At 72.8% G+C, this 15580-nt stretch carries 17 protein-coding genes and 1 riboswitch; of the genes, 12 read left to right on the top strand and 5 right to left on the bottom strand.

Annotated features, from left to right (window positions below):
• The first annotated feature begins 89 nt into the window (after positions 1–89).
• From AB0O28_RS34240 to AB0O28_RS34210, 7 genes are all read left to right on the top strand, one after another.
• Positions 90–413 (top strand): YciI family protein, encoded by a 324-nt coding sequence (locus AB0O28_RS34240; RefSeq protein WP_363646720.1) that lies wholly within the window; start codon positions 90–92, stop codon positions 411–413.
• Positions 410–1657, top strand: coding sequence for a sigma-70 family RNA polymerase sigma factor (locus tag AB0O28_RS34235; RefSeq protein WP_363646719.1), 1248 nt, complete (start codon positions 410–412; stop codon positions 1655–1657). The genes AB0O28_RS34240 and AB0O28_RS34235 overlap by 4 nt, the downstream gene beginning before the upstream one ends.
• Positions 1658–1728: 71 nt before the next feature.
• Positions 1729–2361 carry a maleylpyruvate isomerase family mycothiol-dependent enzyme gene (locus tag AB0O28_RS34230; RefSeq protein WP_363646718.1) on the top strand — a complete coding sequence of 211 codons (633 nt, stop codon included), beginning with the start codon at positions 1729–1731 and terminating at the stop codon, positions 2359–2361.
• A 159-nt stretch (positions 2362–2520) separates the two neighbouring features.
• Positions 2521–3804, top strand: coding sequence for an endo-1,4-beta-xylanase (locus tag AB0O28_RS34225; RefSeq protein WP_363646717.1), 1284 nt, complete (start codon positions 2521–2523; stop codon positions 3802–3804).
• A 135-nt stretch (positions 3805–3939) separates the two neighbouring features.
• The gene (locus AB0O28_RS34220) at positions 3940–4338 is read left to right on the top strand and encodes a YciI family protein (protein ID WP_363646716.1); all 399 of its coding nucleotides are present in this window, start codon (positions 3940–3942) and stop codon (positions 4336–4338) included.
• A complete protein-coding gene (locus AB0O28_RS34215) occupies positions 4335–5585 on the top strand; it encodes a sigma-70 family RNA polymerase sigma factor (protein WP_363646715.1) in 1251 nt (416 codons plus the stop codon). The genes AB0O28_RS34220 and AB0O28_RS34215 overlap by 4 nt, the downstream gene beginning before the upstream one ends.
• A 110-nt stretch (positions 5586–5695) precedes the next feature.
• Positions 5696–6079 carry a LysE family transporter gene (locus AB0O28_RS34210; RefSeq protein WP_363646714.1) on the top strand — a complete coding sequence of 128 codons (384 nt, stop codon included), beginning with the start codon at positions 5696–5698 and terminating at the stop codon, positions 6077–6079.
• Positions 6080–6111: 32 nt separating this feature from the next.
• Here the strand turns inward: AB0O28_RS34210 and AB0O28_RS34205 are convergent, their stop codons facing one another.
• Complete coding sequence (locus tag AB0O28_RS34205) at positions 6112–6573, bottom strand: helix-turn-helix domain-containing protein (protein WP_363646713.1); 462 nt, start codon at positions 6571–6573, stop codon at positions 6112–6114.
• An 82-nt stretch (positions 6574–6655) separates the two neighbouring features.
• Between AB0O28_RS34205 and AB0O28_RS34200 the strand changes: the two genes are divergently transcribed.
• The 3 genes from AB0O28_RS34200 to AB0O28_RS34190 all read left to right on the top strand — a co-directional run bounded on the left by AB0O28_RS34200 (position 6656) and on the right by AB0O28_RS34190 (position 9618).
• Positions 6656–7498: an alpha/beta hydrolase gene (locus AB0O28_RS34200; protein WP_363646712.1), complete on the top strand. Its 843-nt coding sequence runs from the start codon at positions 6656–6658 to the stop codon at positions 7496–7498.
• Between the two features lie 82 nt (positions 7499–7580).
• A complete protein-coding gene (locus AB0O28_RS34195) occupies positions 7581–8609 on the top strand; it encodes an NAD-dependent epimerase/dehydratase family protein (protein WP_363646711.1) in 1029 nt (342 codons plus the stop codon).
• 25 nt (positions 8610–8634) lie between these two features.
• Positions 8635–9618, top strand: coding sequence for an aldo/keto reductase (locus AB0O28_RS34190; protein ID WP_363646710.1), 984 nt, complete (start codon positions 8635–8637; stop codon positions 9616–9618).
• A 68-nt stretch (positions 9619–9686) separates the two neighbouring features.
• Here AB0O28_RS34190 and AB0O28_RS34185 read toward each other — a convergent pair whose 3' ends face one another.
• A complete protein-coding gene (locus tag AB0O28_RS34185; protein WP_363646709.1) occupies positions 9687–10334 on the bottom strand; it encodes a response regulator transcription factor in 648 nt (215 codons plus the stop codon).
• The gene (locus AB0O28_RS34180; RefSeq protein ID WP_363646708.1) at positions 10309–11487 is read right to left on the bottom strand and encodes a histidine kinase; all 1179 of its coding nucleotides are present in this window, start codon (positions 11485–11487) and stop codon (positions 10309–10311) included. Before AB0O28_RS34180 ends, AB0O28_RS34185 begins: the two co-directional genes overlap by 26 nt.
• A 162-nt stretch (positions 11488–11649) precedes the next feature.
• Between AB0O28_RS34180 and AB0O28_RS34175 the strand changes: the two genes are divergently transcribed.
• Together AB0O28_RS34175 and AB0O28_RS34170 are read left to right on the top strand one after the other, a co-directional pair.
• Complete coding sequence (locus AB0O28_RS34175) at positions 11650–12420, top strand: ATP-binding cassette domain-containing protein (RefSeq protein WP_363646707.1); 771 nt, start codon at positions 11650–11652, stop codon at positions 12418–12420.
• Entirely contained in the window at positions 12417–13274 is an 858-nt protein-coding gene (locus AB0O28_RS34170; protein ID WP_363646706.1) for an ABC transporter permease, read from the top strand. The genes AB0O28_RS34175 and AB0O28_RS34170 overlap by 4 nt, the downstream gene beginning before the upstream one ends.
• Positions 13275–13317: 43 nt before the next feature.
• On the opposite strand, the gene AB0O28_RS34165 is transcribed toward AB0O28_RS34170, so the two are convergent.
• Positions 13318–14412, bottom strand: a complete 1095-nt coding sequence (locus tag AB0O28_RS34165; RefSeq protein WP_363646705.1) for a winged helix DNA-binding domain-containing protein — start codon at positions 14410–14412, stop codon at positions 13318–13320.
• A gap of 102 nt (positions 14413–14514) precedes the next feature.
• A complete protein-coding gene (locus AB0O28_RS34160; protein WP_363646704.1) occupies positions 14515–15126 on the bottom strand; it encodes an FMN-binding negative transcriptional regulator in 612 nt (203 codons plus the stop codon).
• Between the two features lie 108 nt (positions 15127–15234).
• Positions 15235–15352: riboswitch (SAM riboswitch) on the top strand.
• Positions 15353–15580 lie beyond the last annotated feature (228 nt).

Raw genomic sequence — 15580 nt, 5'->3', positions numbered from 1 at the left:
CGCCGCCCGGTTCCCCGTACAGAGGTGTCCTTTCCGGCTCGTCCCGTTCGTCGTACGTCCATGATGGGATACCGGCCCGAGGAGGACCCGTGAAGTACGTGCTGCTCATCTGCGGCGACGAGTCGGCGGCGGAGCACGCCGAGGACGGGTGCGGCGGCTGGTCGGAGACGATGGCGGAGCGCGGCGTGCTCCGGGGAGGCGCCGGGCTGCGCCCGCCGGGCGACGCCACGACGCTGCGGGTGCGGGAGGGCGAGGTGCTGCTGTCGGACGGGCCGTTCGCCGAGACCAAGGAGCAGCTCGGCGGATTCTGCCTGATCGAGTGCGCCGACCTGGACGAGGCCGTCGAGATCGCCGCCGCCCATCCCGCCGCGGCGTACGGCACGATCGAGATCCGGCCGCTCACAGATCTGTGACGCCGCCGGTCGAGGCCGCCGTCGACCGGGCCTTCCGCGAGGAGTGGGGGCAGGTCGTGGCCACGCTCATCCGCTGGACCGGCGACTGGGACCTGGCCGAGGAGTGCGCGCAGGACGCCTTCGCCCAGGCCCTGCGGACCTGGCGGCGCGACGGCGTGCCGCGCCGCCCCGGCGCGTGGCTGACCACCGCCGCGCGCAACCGGGCCGTGGACCGGCTGCGCCGTGAGGCCACCGGCGCAGCCAAACTGCGGGAGGTGGCGGACGCGCTCGCGGCCCAGGGCGGCGACGCCGCCGACGAGCCGGGCGTGCCGGACGACCGGCTTCGGCTGATGTTCACCTGCTGCCATCCGGCGCTCGCGCTGGAGGCCAGGGTGGCGCTGACCCTGCGCACCCTCGCCGGGCTCACCACGGCCGAGATCGCGCGGGCGTTCCTGGTCGGCGAGCAGACGATGACCAAGCGGCTGACCCGGGCCAAGCAGAAGATCCGGAACGCGGCCATCCCCTATCGCGTGCCGCCGGCGCACCTGCTGCCCGAGCGCCTCCCGGCCGTGCTCGCGGTGCTGTATCTGCTGTTCAACGAGGGCTACTCGGCGACGGCCGGCGACGACCTCGTACGGCACGACCTCGCGGCCGAGGCGATCCGGCTGGCCCGGGTGCTGGTGCGGCTGATGCCGGACGAGCCCGAGGCGGCGGGCCTGCTCGCGTTGATGCTGCTGCACCACGCGCGCCGCGCCGCGCGGCTGGACGAGGCCGGCGACCTGGTGCTGCTGGAGGACCAGGACCGCGGCCGGTGGGACGCCGGTCAGATCGCCGAGGGCGTGGCCCTGCTGGACGCCGCGCTGCGGCGCGGGCGGCCCGGCCCCTACCAGGTGCAGGCCGCGATCGCCGCCTGCCACGCCACCGCCGCCCGTCCCGAGGACACAGACTGGGCGCAGATCGCCGTCCTGTACGGGCGACTCGCCCGGCTGGTCCCCTCGCCCGTTGTCGAGCTGAACCGCGCGGTGGCGGTCGGCATGGCGCACGGCCCGGCGGCGGGCCTGGCCCTGGTCGACTCCCTGCGGGAGACACTGCGGGCGACGGGCGCCCTGGCCGGCTACCACCTGCTGCCCGCCGCCCGTGCCGACCTGCTGCGCCGCCTGGGCCGTACGGCCGAGGCGGCCGAGGCCTACCGGGAGGCGGCCGGCCTGGCCGCCACCGACGCCGAGCGCCGCTACCTCGCCCGCCGCCTGTCCGCCCTCGAATAGGTGTCCGTACGGGCCGTGCCCGTTCGTCGGAGGGACGAACACGTACGACACGAAGGGAAGGGCGACGACCCATGGAAACGGAGATGCGGCAGCGGATCGCGGCGGAACGCCGCGAACTGGCGGACCTGCTGAGCGAACTGCCGCCGCGGTCGTGGGACGCGCCGTCGCTGTGCGCGGGATGGCGGGTGCGGGAGGTGGTCGCGCACATGACGATGCCGTACCGGCATTCCGGGCTGAGCGTGCTCGCCGGTCTCGTCAGGGCGCGGGGGAACTTCGACCGGCTGGCCGACCGGCTCGCCCGCGAGGACGCGGCGGCGCTCGGCCCCCGGGAGCTGACGGCGTGCCTGCGGGACAACGCCGAGCATCCCTGGCGGCCTCCGGGCGGCGGCTACGCGGGCGCGCTGTCCCATGACGTCATCCACGGCATGGACATCACCGTGGCGCTGGGGATCGACCGGCGGATCCCCGAGGACCGGCTGCGCGTCCTGCTCGACAACGCGCTGTCGCCCCGGAGCCGCAAATATTTCGGCGTCGACCTGGACGGCGTGGAACTACGCGCCGACGACGTGGACTGGTCGCTCGGGACGGGCGTCCCGTTGACCGGCGCCGGGCAGGACCTGGTGCTGGTCCTGTGCGGCCGCCGGCTGCCGGAGGGACGGCTGCGCGGCGAGCCTGCCGCACGCTTCACCCACTTCGTCCGCTGAACGCGCCGCTGCGGCCGCTGATCGCAAAGATGGGCAGGTCTGTGTACTTCCGGGCGTCATGAGCGTTACCGTGCTCGAGATCATCGACCTCTCCGGTTCGGAGCGACGAGGCTCCCGGAGAGGTTTCCTCCGCCCTGAGCACTCCCTGGAGGCCCTCACATGCCGTCCCGCTCCGGTTTCGATCCCGACCCGCTGATCAGGAAGCACCGCACCGCCGGCGCCACGCTCACCGTGACCGCGGACGGAGTGCCGCTCGCCGGTCAGGAGGTCGTCGTCGCGCAGCGCGGGCACAAGTTCCTGTTCGGCTGCATCGGGTTCGACTTCATCCCGCTGGCCAACGGCGAGACCGCGGCGGGCTCCGGCGAGCGGCGGTCGCTGGGCGAATCCCCCGCGGCCGGGTCGCAGGAGGTCGCCGACCTGTGGTTCGACCTGTTCAACTTCGCCACCCTGCCCTTCTACTGGGGGCAGTTCGAGCCGGTCCGGGGCCGCCCGGACACCGAGCGGCTGCTCACCACGGCCCGGTGGTTCGCCGACCGGGGCGTCCCGGTCAAGGGGCACCCGCTCGCCTGGCACACGGTGACCGCCGACTGGCTGATGGACCTGTCGAACGCCGAGATCGCCAAGGCCCAGGTGGAGCGGATCCAGCGGGACATGACCGACTTCGCCGGTGTCATCGACATGTGGGACGTCATCAACGAGGTCGTGATCATGCCGATCTTCGACAAGTACGACAACGGGATCACCCGCGTCTGCCGGGAGATGGGCCGGATCCCGATGGTGCGGATGGTCTTCGACGCGGCGCGCGAGGCCAACCCCCACGCCACGCTGCTGCTCAACGACTTCGACATGTCCGCGGCGTACGAGTGCCTGATCGAGGGCGTGCTGGAGGCGGGCATAAAGATCGACGTGCTCGGCCTGCAGAGCCATATGCACCAGGGCTACTGGGGCGAGGAGAAGACGCTCGCCACGATCGACCGCTTCGCGCGGTACGGCCTGCCCATCCACTTCACCGAGACGACCATCGTCTCCGGCCACATCATGCCGGAGGAGATCGTCGACCTGAACGACTATCAGATCCCCGAGTGGCCGAGCACCCCCGAGGGCGAGGCCCGCCAGGCCGACGAGATCGTGCGCCACTACAAGACCCTGCTGTCCCACCCGGCCGTGGAGGCGACGACGTACTGGGGCCTGTCGGACGGCGGCTGGCTCGGTGCGCCGGGCGGTTTCGTCCGCGCCGACGGCACCCCCAAGCCGTCGTACGACGCGCTGCGCTCGCTCGTCAAGGGCGAGTGGTGGCTGCCGCCGACGACGATGGTCACCGACGACGACGGCCGTGTCCGATTCGACGGCTTCCTCGGCGAGTACGAGGTCACCGCCGGCGGCCGGACGGTCACGTTCGCCCTGGACGAGCCGGGAGACGCCCAGGTGGCCGTGTCTCTCTGACGTCCCTGTGACGTTCGCTGCCGGCCGCGGAAGATTTTTCGGGATTTTCGCGGGGAGGATGTCGAGAATCGGGGAGCCGGCTTCTACCCGGGGGTGAGCGCGCCCACGAGGGGCGGGCGGCAGGAGGAGCGAGACATGAAATACATGCTGCTGATGCAGTTCGGCCCGCAGAGCGGCATCGCCTCGGTGGACACCTGGTCGCCGGAGGACATCAAGGCGCACGTCGAGTTCATGCACGACGTGAACCGCGGGCTCGTCGAGGCCGGCGAGTTCGTGGACGCGCAGGGGCTGGCGATGCCCGACCAGGCGCGGATCGTGCGGGCCGGCGAGGGCGGCGTCCCCGTCGTCACCGACGGCCCGTTCCCCGAGACCAAGGAGTTCCTGGTCGGCTACTGGATCGTCGACTGCGAGGGGCCGGAGCGGGCGTACGAGCTGGCGGGCCACATCTCGGCGGCGCCCGGCCTGAACGGCGAGCCGCTCAACATGCCGATCGAGGTGCGGCAGGTGATGGCCGGCCCGCCGCAGGAACTGTGAACATCTCGCAGCCGCACGCCGACGACCTGCTGCGCCCGCTGGCGCCGCAGGTCGTCGGCGTGCTCACCCGCAGGTTCGGCGACTTCGGCGCCGCCGAGGACGCGGTCCAGGAGGCGCTGCTCGACGCCCTCGCCCAGTGGCCCGCCGAGGGCGTGCCGGACAACCCGAAGGGCTGGCTGGTCCAGGTCGCCTCCCGGCGGATGATCGAGCAGGTGCGTGGTGAGCAGGCGCGCCGCCGTCGCGAGGAACTGGTGGCCGCGCGGGCTCCCGCCGGCCACTCGACATCCCCGGCGGCCGACCGGGCGCACGAGACGGACGGGGACGACACGCTCGTCATGCTGTTCCTGAGCTGTCACCCCGCGCTGACGCCGGCGTCCGCCATCGCCCTGACCCTGCGCGCCGTCGGAGGGCTGACCACGGCCGAGATCGGCAAGGCCTTCATGGTGCCCGAGGCGACGATGGCGCAACGGATCAGCCGGGCCAAGCAGCGCATCAGGGCGTCGGGGGTGCCGTTCCGCATGCCGGAGCCGCAGGAGCGCCGCGCGCGGCTCGCCTCCGTGCTGCACGTGCTCTATCTGATCTTCAACGAGGGCTACGCCGCCAGCGGCGGCCTCGGCCTGCATCGCGTCGAGCTGTCCCGCGAGGCGATCCGGCTGGCCAGGACGCTGCACCGCCTGCTTCCCGGCGATTGCGAGGCGGCCGGACTGCTCGCGCTGATGCTGCTGACCGACGCCCGGCGGCCCGCCAGGACCGGGCCCGGCGGTGTCCCCGTCCCGCTGGCGGAGCAGGACCGCTCCCTGTGGGACCGGGAGGCGATCGCCGAGGGCACCGCGCTGCTCACCGCCGCCCTGCGCCGGGGCGCCGCCGGGCCGTACCAGATCCAGGCGGCGATCGCCGCCGTGCACGACGAGGCGGCGACGGCCGAGGAGACCGACTGGCCGCAGATCCTCGCGTTGTACGGCCTGCTGGAGCGCATGTCGCCCAACCCGATGGTCTCCCTCAACCGCGCCGTCGCCGCCGCCATGGTGCACGGCCCCGCCGCCGGGCTGGCCCTGCTCGAACCGCTGGCCGACGGCCCGCTGGCGGGGCACCATCGCCTGCACACGGCGCGCGCGCACCTGCTGGAGATGGCCGGCGACATCGCGGCGGCCGTCGAGGACTACCGTGCGGCGGCGGGCCGTACGGCCGCCGTCCCCGAGCGCGACTACCTCATCATGCGCGCGGCCCGCCTCGCCGCCCGCCGGTGAGCCGTCTCAGCACGTGAATCACGCGGGCGCGCCACCGCCCGGGACCGTGCCTATGGCGTCATGGTCGACCTTTCCCTTTACCTGGCGTTCGTCGTCGCGGCGGCGGCCCTGTGCGCCGCTCCGGGGCCCGAGATGATGTTCATCGTGGCCATGGCGGGCGCGGCGGCCCGCCGACCGGCCCCGACCCGCGCCGGCTGCGCGCCTTCTGGCAGGGCATGGTCACGAATCTGCTCAATCCCAAGGTGATCCTGTTCAACATCGCCTTCCTGCCGCAGTTCGTGAACCCGGCCCTGGGTCATTTCACCGTCCAGTTCCTGGTCCTCGGGCTGCCCCTGGTGCTGCTCGGTCTCGGCGTCGACGCCACGGTCGGCGCCCTCACGGGACGGCTCGCGGCGCTGCTGCGGCGCAGTCGCCGATTCGCCCGCGGCCTGAACGTCGTCAGCGGCTCCGTCTTCGCCGTCCTGGCCGTCCGGCTGGTGACCTCCCCGAATTAGAGCCGGCCGGATTAGAGCCGGAGAGCCCGGCGTCAGGCACGGCGGGGAACCGATCCCGGCGCCAGACTGCGCGCGAGGAACTCGAGCGCGGCGACGACCTCGGCGATCCGCGCCGGATCGTCGGTGCCCAGAGCCGCCGCGAGCGGCCCCTCGACGCCGGCCGCCCGTGCGGCCTCCACCCGCGGGGGCTCCCCGGGCGCCCGCCTGATCACGACCCTGCGCCGGTCGGCCGGATCGGGGGCCGTCACGACCGCCCCGGCCTCCTTCAGCCGGGCGACGGCCCCCGACACCGCGCTCTGCGGCAGACCCGTCCGCGTCGCGATCTCCCCCACGGAGGTCTCCGGGTGAGCACGCAGGTCGGCGACGACCACCAGCACGGTCCGGACGCTGGCGGCCTGCGTCGTTCTCGACGGGGCGATGCCCCCGACCGGCATGGCCTCTTCGCCGATCTTCATGAGGGTCCTGCCGAGCAGGAAGAGGTCGACTCCGTTCACCACTCCACAATACATCAGCCTTGATTCATCAGATTTGATGGATTATGGTCGGAGCATCCCAACCGCCCGAAAGGACGACCCCATGAACGGCATGCTTCGCACGGCCGGCGCCACGCTCTATTACGAGGTGTGCGGCACCGGTCCCGCGCTCCTCATCGGGCAGAGCGGGGAGGGGGACGCGGACCGCACCGCCGACCTGGTCCGCCATCTCGCCGCCGACCACACCGTCATCACCTACGACCGCCGCGGCCTGTCCCGCAGCACACTGGACGACCCCGGCCGCGGCGCGACCATGGCCGACCATGTCGACGACGTCCACCGCCTGCTCACCGCCGTGACCGACCGGCCGGCGAGCATGCTCGGATGCAGCTTCGGCGCGGTCATCGGGCTGCACCTGGCCGTCGAGCACCCGGAGCAGCTCGACACCCTGATCGCGCATGAGCCGGTCGCCCCCGGCCTCCTCCCCGCCGCCGAACGCGCTCATCACGTACGTGAACTGGAGGAGCTGCAGCGCCTCTACCGTGAGCGCGGCCTCCCCGACGCGTTCGCGAAGATCGCGGAGGTGCTGGGCATCGACCCCGTCGGCCAGGACACCGAGCCCGGGCTGACTCCGCACCCCCTCGACGACCGGCGCCGGGCCGGTTTCGACTTCTTCATCCGCAACGACTTCACCGCGGTCGTCCGTGACACCCTCGACGTCGGCGCGCTCCGGGACACACCGGTCCGCGTCATCCCGGCCTTCGGGCGCACCACGCCCCGGCACGTCTTCGACTATCGGTGCGCGCAGGAGCTCGCCGCGCTTGTCGGCGCCGAGGCCCGGGAGTTCCCCGGCGGGCACAACGGCAGCACGACCCACCCCCTCGGGTACGCCGCGCGCGTCCGCGAACTCCTGGCCCGGTCCGTCGGCGTGCTTGACGTGGGATGACGCCGCGCTCTAAGTTGCTGCCGCGATTGACAATTTTCGTCGATCTGTCGAAAGTTTCCTGGAAAGAATTCGGAGCCGCCGCGTGAAGGTCCTCTACATCGGCGGCACGGGAACGATCAGTTCGGCCTGCGTGGCCGAGTCGGTGCGGCGAGGGCTCGACGTCCACGTGCTCAACCGGGGCCACACCGCCCGGCGCCGCCCCCTGCCCGGCGGGGTCACCACGCTCACCGCCGACGTGCGGGACCCCGACGCGCTGCGCCGGGCCCTGGCCGGGACGACCTACGACTGCGTCGTCGACTTCCTCGGCTACACCGCCGAGGACGCCGCCGCGAGGGTGGACCTGCTGGACGGCCGCACCGGGCAGTACGTCTACATCAGCAGCGCCTCCGTCTACCACAAGCCGGTGCGGCGAGCACCCTTCACGGAGTCGACCACCCGGCGCAACCCCTATCTGGCGTACGCCAGGGACAAGATCGCGGCCGAGGACGTCCTGCGCCGCGCGTACGAGGAGCGCGACTTCCCCGCCACGATCGTGCGTCCCTCGCACACCTACGACGACGCGCATCCGCCGCTGCCCGGCGAATGGACGGCCTGGGACCGTATCGCGCGCGGCGACGAGATCGTGGTGCCCGGCGACGGCACCAGCCTGTGGACGCTGACGCACGCGGACGACTTCGCCGGCGGCCTGGTGGGCCTCATCGGCGCCTGGCAGGCGATCGGCGAGGACTTCCACATCACCTCGGACGAGGCGCTGACCTGGAACGAGATCTACGAGGTCGTGGCGCGGACGGCCGGCGCGACGGCCAGGCTCCTCCACCTGCCCGCGGAGTTCCTGCCGCGCATCGCGCCGGACTGGTTCTGGTCCGATCTGATCGTCGGCGACCTCCAGCACACCGCGCTGTTCGACACCACGAAAATCAGGCGGTTCGTCCCGTCGTTCCGGCCGGTCGTCACCTGGGCGGAAGGGGCCAGGCGGCTGCACGCCCGGCGGTCGGCCCACCCGGAGGAGACCCGGCCCGACGCCGGGACCGACGCGGTGCTGGCCCGGCTGGCCGAAGGACACCGCCTCGCGTCGGCGGCCGTGGCACAGCCGGCCCCGGCCCGCCGCTGAGGGCCCGCGACGGAAGGACAGCCCGATGCCCCTCGACCCCCGTGACGACCTGACCGTCCCCGACCCGGCGCTGCGCCGGCCGTTCGGGCGCACCGGCCTTTCGGTGACGCCGATCTGCGTCGGCACCAGTCCCCTGGCGAGCATGCCGGGACTGTACGGGTACGAGGTCGGCGAGGAGCGCGCGCGGGCCACCGTGGAGGCCGTGTTCGACGGGCCGTTCAACTTCCTCGACACCTCGAACAACTACGGCGGCGGCAGCGCGGAACGGCGCATCGGCGCGGTGGTCCGCCACCGCGGCGGCGTCCCCGCCGGGTTCGTCCTGGCCACCAAGGTCGACGCGGACCCGGACACCGGCGACTTCTCCGGCGAGCGCGTGCGCCGTTCGGCCGAGGAGAGCCTGGAACGGCTCGGGGTCGGCCACGTGCCGCTGTTGTATCTGCACGACCCGGAATTCCACATCACGTTCGAGGAGGCCATGCGCCCCGGCGGGGCGGTGGAGGCGCTGGTCGCGCTGCGGGACGCCGGCGTGGCCGGCCATATCGGCATCGCGGGCGGCCCGGTCGGCCTGTTGCGCAGGTATGTGTCGACCGGCGTGTTCGACGCCGTGATCAGCCACAACCGCTGGACGCTGGTGAACCGCGAAGCCGGCCCGCTGCTCGACGAGGCCGCCGATCGCGGCGTCGCCTTCGTCAACGGCGCGCCGTACGGCGGCGGGATGCTGGTCAAGGGACCCGACGCCCAGCCCCGCTACGCCTACCGGGACACCGGGGAGTCCGTCCGGAACGCGGCCCGGGCCATGCGGCGGGTCTGCGACGCGCACGGCGTGCCCCTCGCCGCCGCCGCGCTGCAGTTCTCGCTGCGTGACCCCCGGGTGGCGTCCACCATCGTCGGCGTCTCCGAACCCGGGCGACTCGAGGAGACGCTGCGCCTCGCCGCCATCCCGATTCCGCCGGGTCTGTGGGACGAACTCGACCGGCACCTGCCCTCTCCCGCCGCCTGGCTGGACTGACCGTCCGGCTTCCCGGGCGCCCGGCTTCCCAGGTGCTCGGCTCTCCGGGTGCTCGGCTCTCCGGGCGCTCAGAGGAGACCGGCGTCGCGCACCTTCATCGCCACCTGGACGCGGTTGTCGGTGCCGAGCTTGGCGAAGATCCTGGTGATGTTCGCCTTCACGGTCGCGACGCTCATATGGAGACCTTCGGCGATCTCGGCGTTCGACCTGCCCCGCGCCACCTCGACCGCGACCTCGAGTTCGCGCTCGGTGAGCCGGTCCAGCTCCTCCCTCGCCCGCGGGCGGACCGGTCCTGACCCGCCGGCCGCCGCGGCGATCACCTGCCGGGCGACGCTCGGCGACAGTACCGGCTCGCCCTTCGCCACGGCGCGGACCGCCTCGATCATCCGGGGCGGCGGGGTGTCCTTCAGCAGGAAGCCGTCGGCGCCGAGCCGCAGGGCCCGCAGCACCATGTCGTCGGCGTCGAACGTGGTGAGCACGAGAATCCGCGGCGGGCCGGGCTGCGCCCGCAGCAGCTCGGTGGTGATCAGACCGTCCTGGTTGGGCATCCGGATGTCCAGCAGCACCACGTCGGGGCGCAGGTCGCGGACGACGTCCATGGCGCGCAGCCCGTCCTCGGCCTCGCCGACGAGCTCGAAGCCGGGTTCGCCGCCGAGGATGAGGCGCAGCCCGGTCCGCACCATCGCGTCGTCATCCACTATCACCAGCCGGGTCACGCTCCACAGCCTCCCATGGCAATCGGACATCGAGGACGAACCGCCCGTCCTCGATCGTATGGCTGAGAGTGCCGCCGGCCATCCTCGTCCGCTCCGCCAGGCCCACCAGACCCAGCCTTCCCCCGGGGCCGGGCGCCGAGCCGGGACGCGCGGGGTTGGCCACCCGGATCCGCAGTCCCTCTCCCGGCCGTCCGCGAAGCTCGGCGGTGACCCGGGCGCCCGGCGCGTGCTTGCGCGCGTTCGTCAGTGCCTCCTGCACGATCCGGTACGCGTGCCGGCCCGTCTGCGCGGGCAGCGACTCCCGGCCGTCGATGCTGTCGTCCACCTCGACCCGCTGACCGGCCGCGCGGACCTCGCCGAACAACGCGTCCAGATGGGCCAGGTTGGGCTGCGGCGCCTCCACGGCGCCGTCGTCGCGGAGCGTGCGCAACACCGTGCGCAGCTCGTTGAGCGACTGGTGCGCGTTCTCCTGGATGGCCAGCGCGGTCTCGCGGGTCTGCTCGGGGCCGAGGTCCGTCCGGTAGGCCAGGCCGCCGGCCAGCATCGCCAGCAGGGAGATCCGGTGCGCGAGCACGTCGTGCATCTCCTGGGCGATCTTCACCCGTTCCGCCAGCCGTGCCTGGTCGATCCGCTGCCGCTGCTCACGCTCGGCGGCCCGCGCCCGCTCGCGCAGGGACAGCTCCAGGTCGCGGCGTCCCCGGAGGTAGAGGCCGAACACGGTCAGCCCGCCGAGAATCGCCAGCCCCGTCACCGAGGAGACGACCGTGGCCTGGTCTATGCCGTCCGAAGCCCCGCCGACCAGCAGGCACACCAGGGACACGACCGCGACCGGGACGATCCGGCTCCACCGGCGATGGGTCACCAGGGACACGTACGCCACATACGCGGGACCGCTCGCCGTGGACGAGAACGTGGTCAGCAGGGCGGTCGCCAGGGCGATCTGCCACGGCCACCGGCGCCGCCACCGGACAAGGACAAGCCCGATCAGGCCGATCCCCATGTCGGTCAGCGCCTGCGGGAGGCGGTCGCCGTCGTGCAGGACAAGCCAGGCCAGCACCACGCCGTGGAACAGCATCGGCACCGCGGCGCACAGATAGCGCAGCGCGACGCCCCCCGCGTCCAGGGGCGGCTGGTAGTCCGGTCGGCCGTGCACAGCCCCACAGCTTAGGGACCACCGCGAACAGGTTTTAGCGACCTGGGTCGACCTGTGGACAGCCGTGGGTATCGCTCCCGGGCGGAAGGTGCGGCCGCACGTCGAATCGCGGCGGACCCCGGTCCGATGCGGTGTCACCCGCGCTCGCGGTGGACTGAACACGTGATCGAGTTCAAAGACGTCAGCAAGATCTACGGAAAGGTGAAGGCGCTCGACGACGTGACCTTCACCGTCGGACCCGGGAGCGTCACCGGCTTCCTCGGGCCCAACGGCGCCGGCAAGTCGACCGCCCTGCGCATCCTGCTGGGGCTCGCCCGCGCCTCCTCCGGTTCTGCGACCGTGCTCGGCCTGCCGTACGCCGAGCTCGCCCGCCCGGGCCTGCGGATCGGCGCCCTGCTCGACGCGGGGGCCCAGCATCCGGGCCGCACCGGCAGGGAGGTCCTGACTCTCGGTGCGATGACTCTCGGACTGCCGCGGGCGCGGGTCGGCGAGGTGCTCGACCTGGTGGGGCTGACCGAGCGGGAGAGCCGGCGGACGGTCCGCGGCTACTCGCTCGGGATGCGGCAACGGCTCGGCATCGCACACGCCCTGCTCGGCGCTCCCGAGGTGCTCGTCCTGGACGAGCCCGCCAACGGCCTCGATCCCCAGGGCATCCACTGGATGCGCCGGCTGCTGCGCGACCTCGCCGACGCCGGATGCGCCGTGCTGCTCAGCTCGCACCTGTTGCACGAGGTGGAGCAGGTGGCGGACCGCGTCGTGATGATCGGCCGTGGGCGTGTGCTCGCCCAGGGCACGATCGGCGAGCTGAGCCGGAACGGCGGCCTCGAACAGACCTTCCTCGCGCTGACCGCGCACGCCGACCGGAGCCCGGGCGCGCACACGGGCCCGGGCGTCGAGGCGAGCCGTGGCGCCGGCCCGGGGAGGGACGCGTGAGCCGCGCCGTGCACCACCCGGACGACATCACGGAGGCCGGACCGAGCCCCGCCACGAAGGACGACGCCATGACCCGCGAAACTGTGACCCCCGAAACCATGACCCCCGAAACCATGACCGCCGACACGCCGATCCCGTTCCACAGACTGCTTGTCGTCGAAGCCCGCAAACTCGTCGACACCCGCAGCGGCACGATCATCGCTCTGATCATGGTCGGGCTGGTGGTCGCGTCCGTCGTGGCGCGCGGCGCCGTCGTCGGGCCGAAGCTGCAGACCCTGGCAGGCACCGCCGCAGTCGCCCTCGGCACCCTGCTCCCGGTGCTCGGCATCCTCACGGTGACCGGCGAGTGGTCGCATCGAACGGCGCTGACCACCTTCGTGCTCGAGCCGCGCCGGCATCGCGTCCTCGCGGCCAAATGCCTGCCGCCCCTGCTCGTGGCGGTGGTGCTCTCACTGTTCGCCATGCTGGTCGCGGTGCCGGCCACGGCCGTCACGGCCGCGGTGCGCGACATGCCCGCCGTCTGGGAGGTCCGGCCGCTGGGGCTGCTCGGGTGGACCGGGGTCAACGTCCTGTCGGCCGCCGCGGGCCTCGCCCTCGGCACGCTGTTCCTCAACGCGCCCGCCGCGATCGTGATCTTCCTGTCGACTCCCGTCCTGTGGGCCGTCGTCGGCAGACTCGGCCCGGCCGGCGAGGCCCTCGCCGAGTGGCTCGACCTCAACACCACGTCCACTCCCCTGGTGAGCGGCGCCGTGAGCTGGAGCGAGGGCGCCCGGCTCGCGACGTCGGCCGCCTTCTGGATCGTCCTTCCCATGGCCGCGGGTCTGGTCCGCGTGCTCCGCAAGGAGGTGACCTGACCCCGCGGAGCGGCCCTTCGGAGCCGGCCTTCAGAGCCAGTCTTCAGAGCCGGCCGAGGAGCGCTGCCACGCGGTCGGTCTCGGCGGCCAGGAGGCGCTCCGGCACCGGTTCGAACAGCTCGACGACCGGACGCCCCTCCTTGGGCTCCCACACGCCCGCCACCCTGCCCTGGTGGATCACCACGGGTGAGATCCATCCGGCGGTCCGGCTCACCTTGGGCCGCACGACCTTGGGCAGGAGCGGCTCCAGGTCGCGCGGCGCACCCAGGATGAACTGGTCGAAGCCGGGCAACAGATGCACGTCCTCCGACGCCGGGCAGGCCAGCAGATCGTCCAGAAGCTCCGCCGGCAGCACGGCGGGCACGCCCTCCACCTCGACCCGCGCGAGCTCACGCTCCAGCTCCCCGAACCAGCCGCGCAGGGCGGTCTTCGGCGTGGCGCCCCGGAACAGCCACGCGTCGAACATCCGGGGGGTGGCCGGGCCGTGGGCACCGAGGAACGCGCGGAGCACCCGCACGCCCCCTTCCTCCGGCGAAAGCGCCTCTCCCCGGCCGCCCGGCAGCCAGTCGGCGGGCCTGGTGAAGGTGACCCTGCCGTCACGCGGCGGGCCGTAACACAGCTCGCCGAGGAAGCTGAGCGGTTTGAGCAACGCGCCCCAGCCGGACGTGAGGGCTTCTCTCACGTGGGCGTCTCCGGTCGTCGCGATGACCGCCTCGACCAGTTCCTCCCTGGTCAGCACGCGGCCGGACAACGCGCGCGGCGCGGCGTCCACGACGGCCTCGATCTCCCGGGCGGACACCCCGTGGCCGCGCTGCCAGGACGCCTTCTCCCAGAATCCGAGCGACCCGAGAGCGGCGCGGTAGGCGGGAAACTCGTCCGCCGGGAGGAGGTGGAGCGTGCCGCGCATCGTCCAGGTCTTGACCAGCGTGCGGTCACGCCACAGAGCGTCCTCGATCTCCCCAGGGCGCGGGTTCGCGTGCCGTACGGCGACGGCCAGCGCCGCCGACGAGGCGACCTGCGCCTGCACCCCGCACAGCCGCCGGGCGATCGCCACCGCGTCGCCACCGCCAGCGGGCTCGACGAACTGCCGTCTCAGTCTCCAGGCGAGCACCTGCGCCCAGGTCGTCTCAGCAACCACGCCACACTTCTACACGCCGGGTACGACAAGTCGCGCGACCGCCGGGATGCGCGCGGGCCGGCGGACGAACCGTGGGAACCCGCGGACGCGACCCGGCGGACGTCAGCCCAGCCGGTGCAGGAGGTGGTCGCGGGCGGCGCGGTCGCCGGGGCCGCCCCGCTCCTCGAGGCGCTCCGCGACGTACCGGCGGTGGGCCTCGTCGACGTTCCCGCCATACTTGAACTTGCCGTTGATCTTCTGGATCGTCAGCCGGAGACCGCGGATGCCCGGCAGGCGCCGGTGGTGCTCCGCGGGGTCGGCGAGACCGTCGTCCAGCCGGGCGAGCTGGGCGCGCAGGATGCCGAGCTTCCCGTCGGGGTCGTCGACGATCTCCGCGTGACAGATCAGCTGGACGGCGGCGTAGTAGGTCGTGGGAACGCCGAGCCGGGGGTCCTCGTCCGTGCCGGGCAGTGCCTTCCACGCCCCCTCGACGTACGCCCAGTCGCCGGCCACGGCCATGACCACGGCCGGGTTCTCCTCGATCGCCCCCCAGACCGGGTTCGGCCGGGCGAGGTGCAGCAGGATCGTGGACGCGTCCGCGAGGAGGAACTGCGTCGGCACGACCACCGGCACGTCGCGGTCGCGCCCGGACGCGATGAGGTGGCCGAACTCGTTCGCGCGGACGAACGCCAGCGCCTCCTCGTCGTCGGCGGAGTCCCAGGGATGAATCAGCACACCCTCACTGTACGCACAGGCATCCTGCCTGCCTGCCTGGCCGTGTGTGCGATACACAACATCTTCACAGATGGACAAGTCCTCAACGATGTGCCAGCATCGGGGCCGGGTCACGAGGCCGATCGCGCCCCTGGACGATCGTCGGCCGGCAACCTCGCACATCCGCGCAAGGTGCCCTCCAGGGAAGACCTGGCCGCTGCCGGCCCGGCAGGGGCAAGCGCGGATCTCCCGCCCTCCGGCATGGGATCCCCGAACGACCGAGGAATCGCGTTGCCCGCATGCCGGAACGCCGCAGCCGCGACCCGACGGCGCCCCCGCACGCCCGGACGCCCCCGCACGCCCGGACGCCACGGACGCTCCGGGACGCCCCGTGCGGCCCGGGCGCTCGCGGGCCGGTGGCGTGGTCAGACGCGTCCTCACCCGTCCAGTGCAGCCGAACGACGGCCGCGAGGCC

Origin of the sequence: Microbispora sp. NPDC088329, assembly GCF_040685655.1 — a bacterium.
In the GTDB taxonomy this organism is placed as follows: domain Bacteria; phylum Actinomycetota; class Actinomycetes; order Streptosporangiales; family Streptosporangiaceae; genus Microbispora.
Note: the sequence above shows the minus strand (reverse complement) of the source record. Positions and strands in the feature narration are given on the sequence as shown.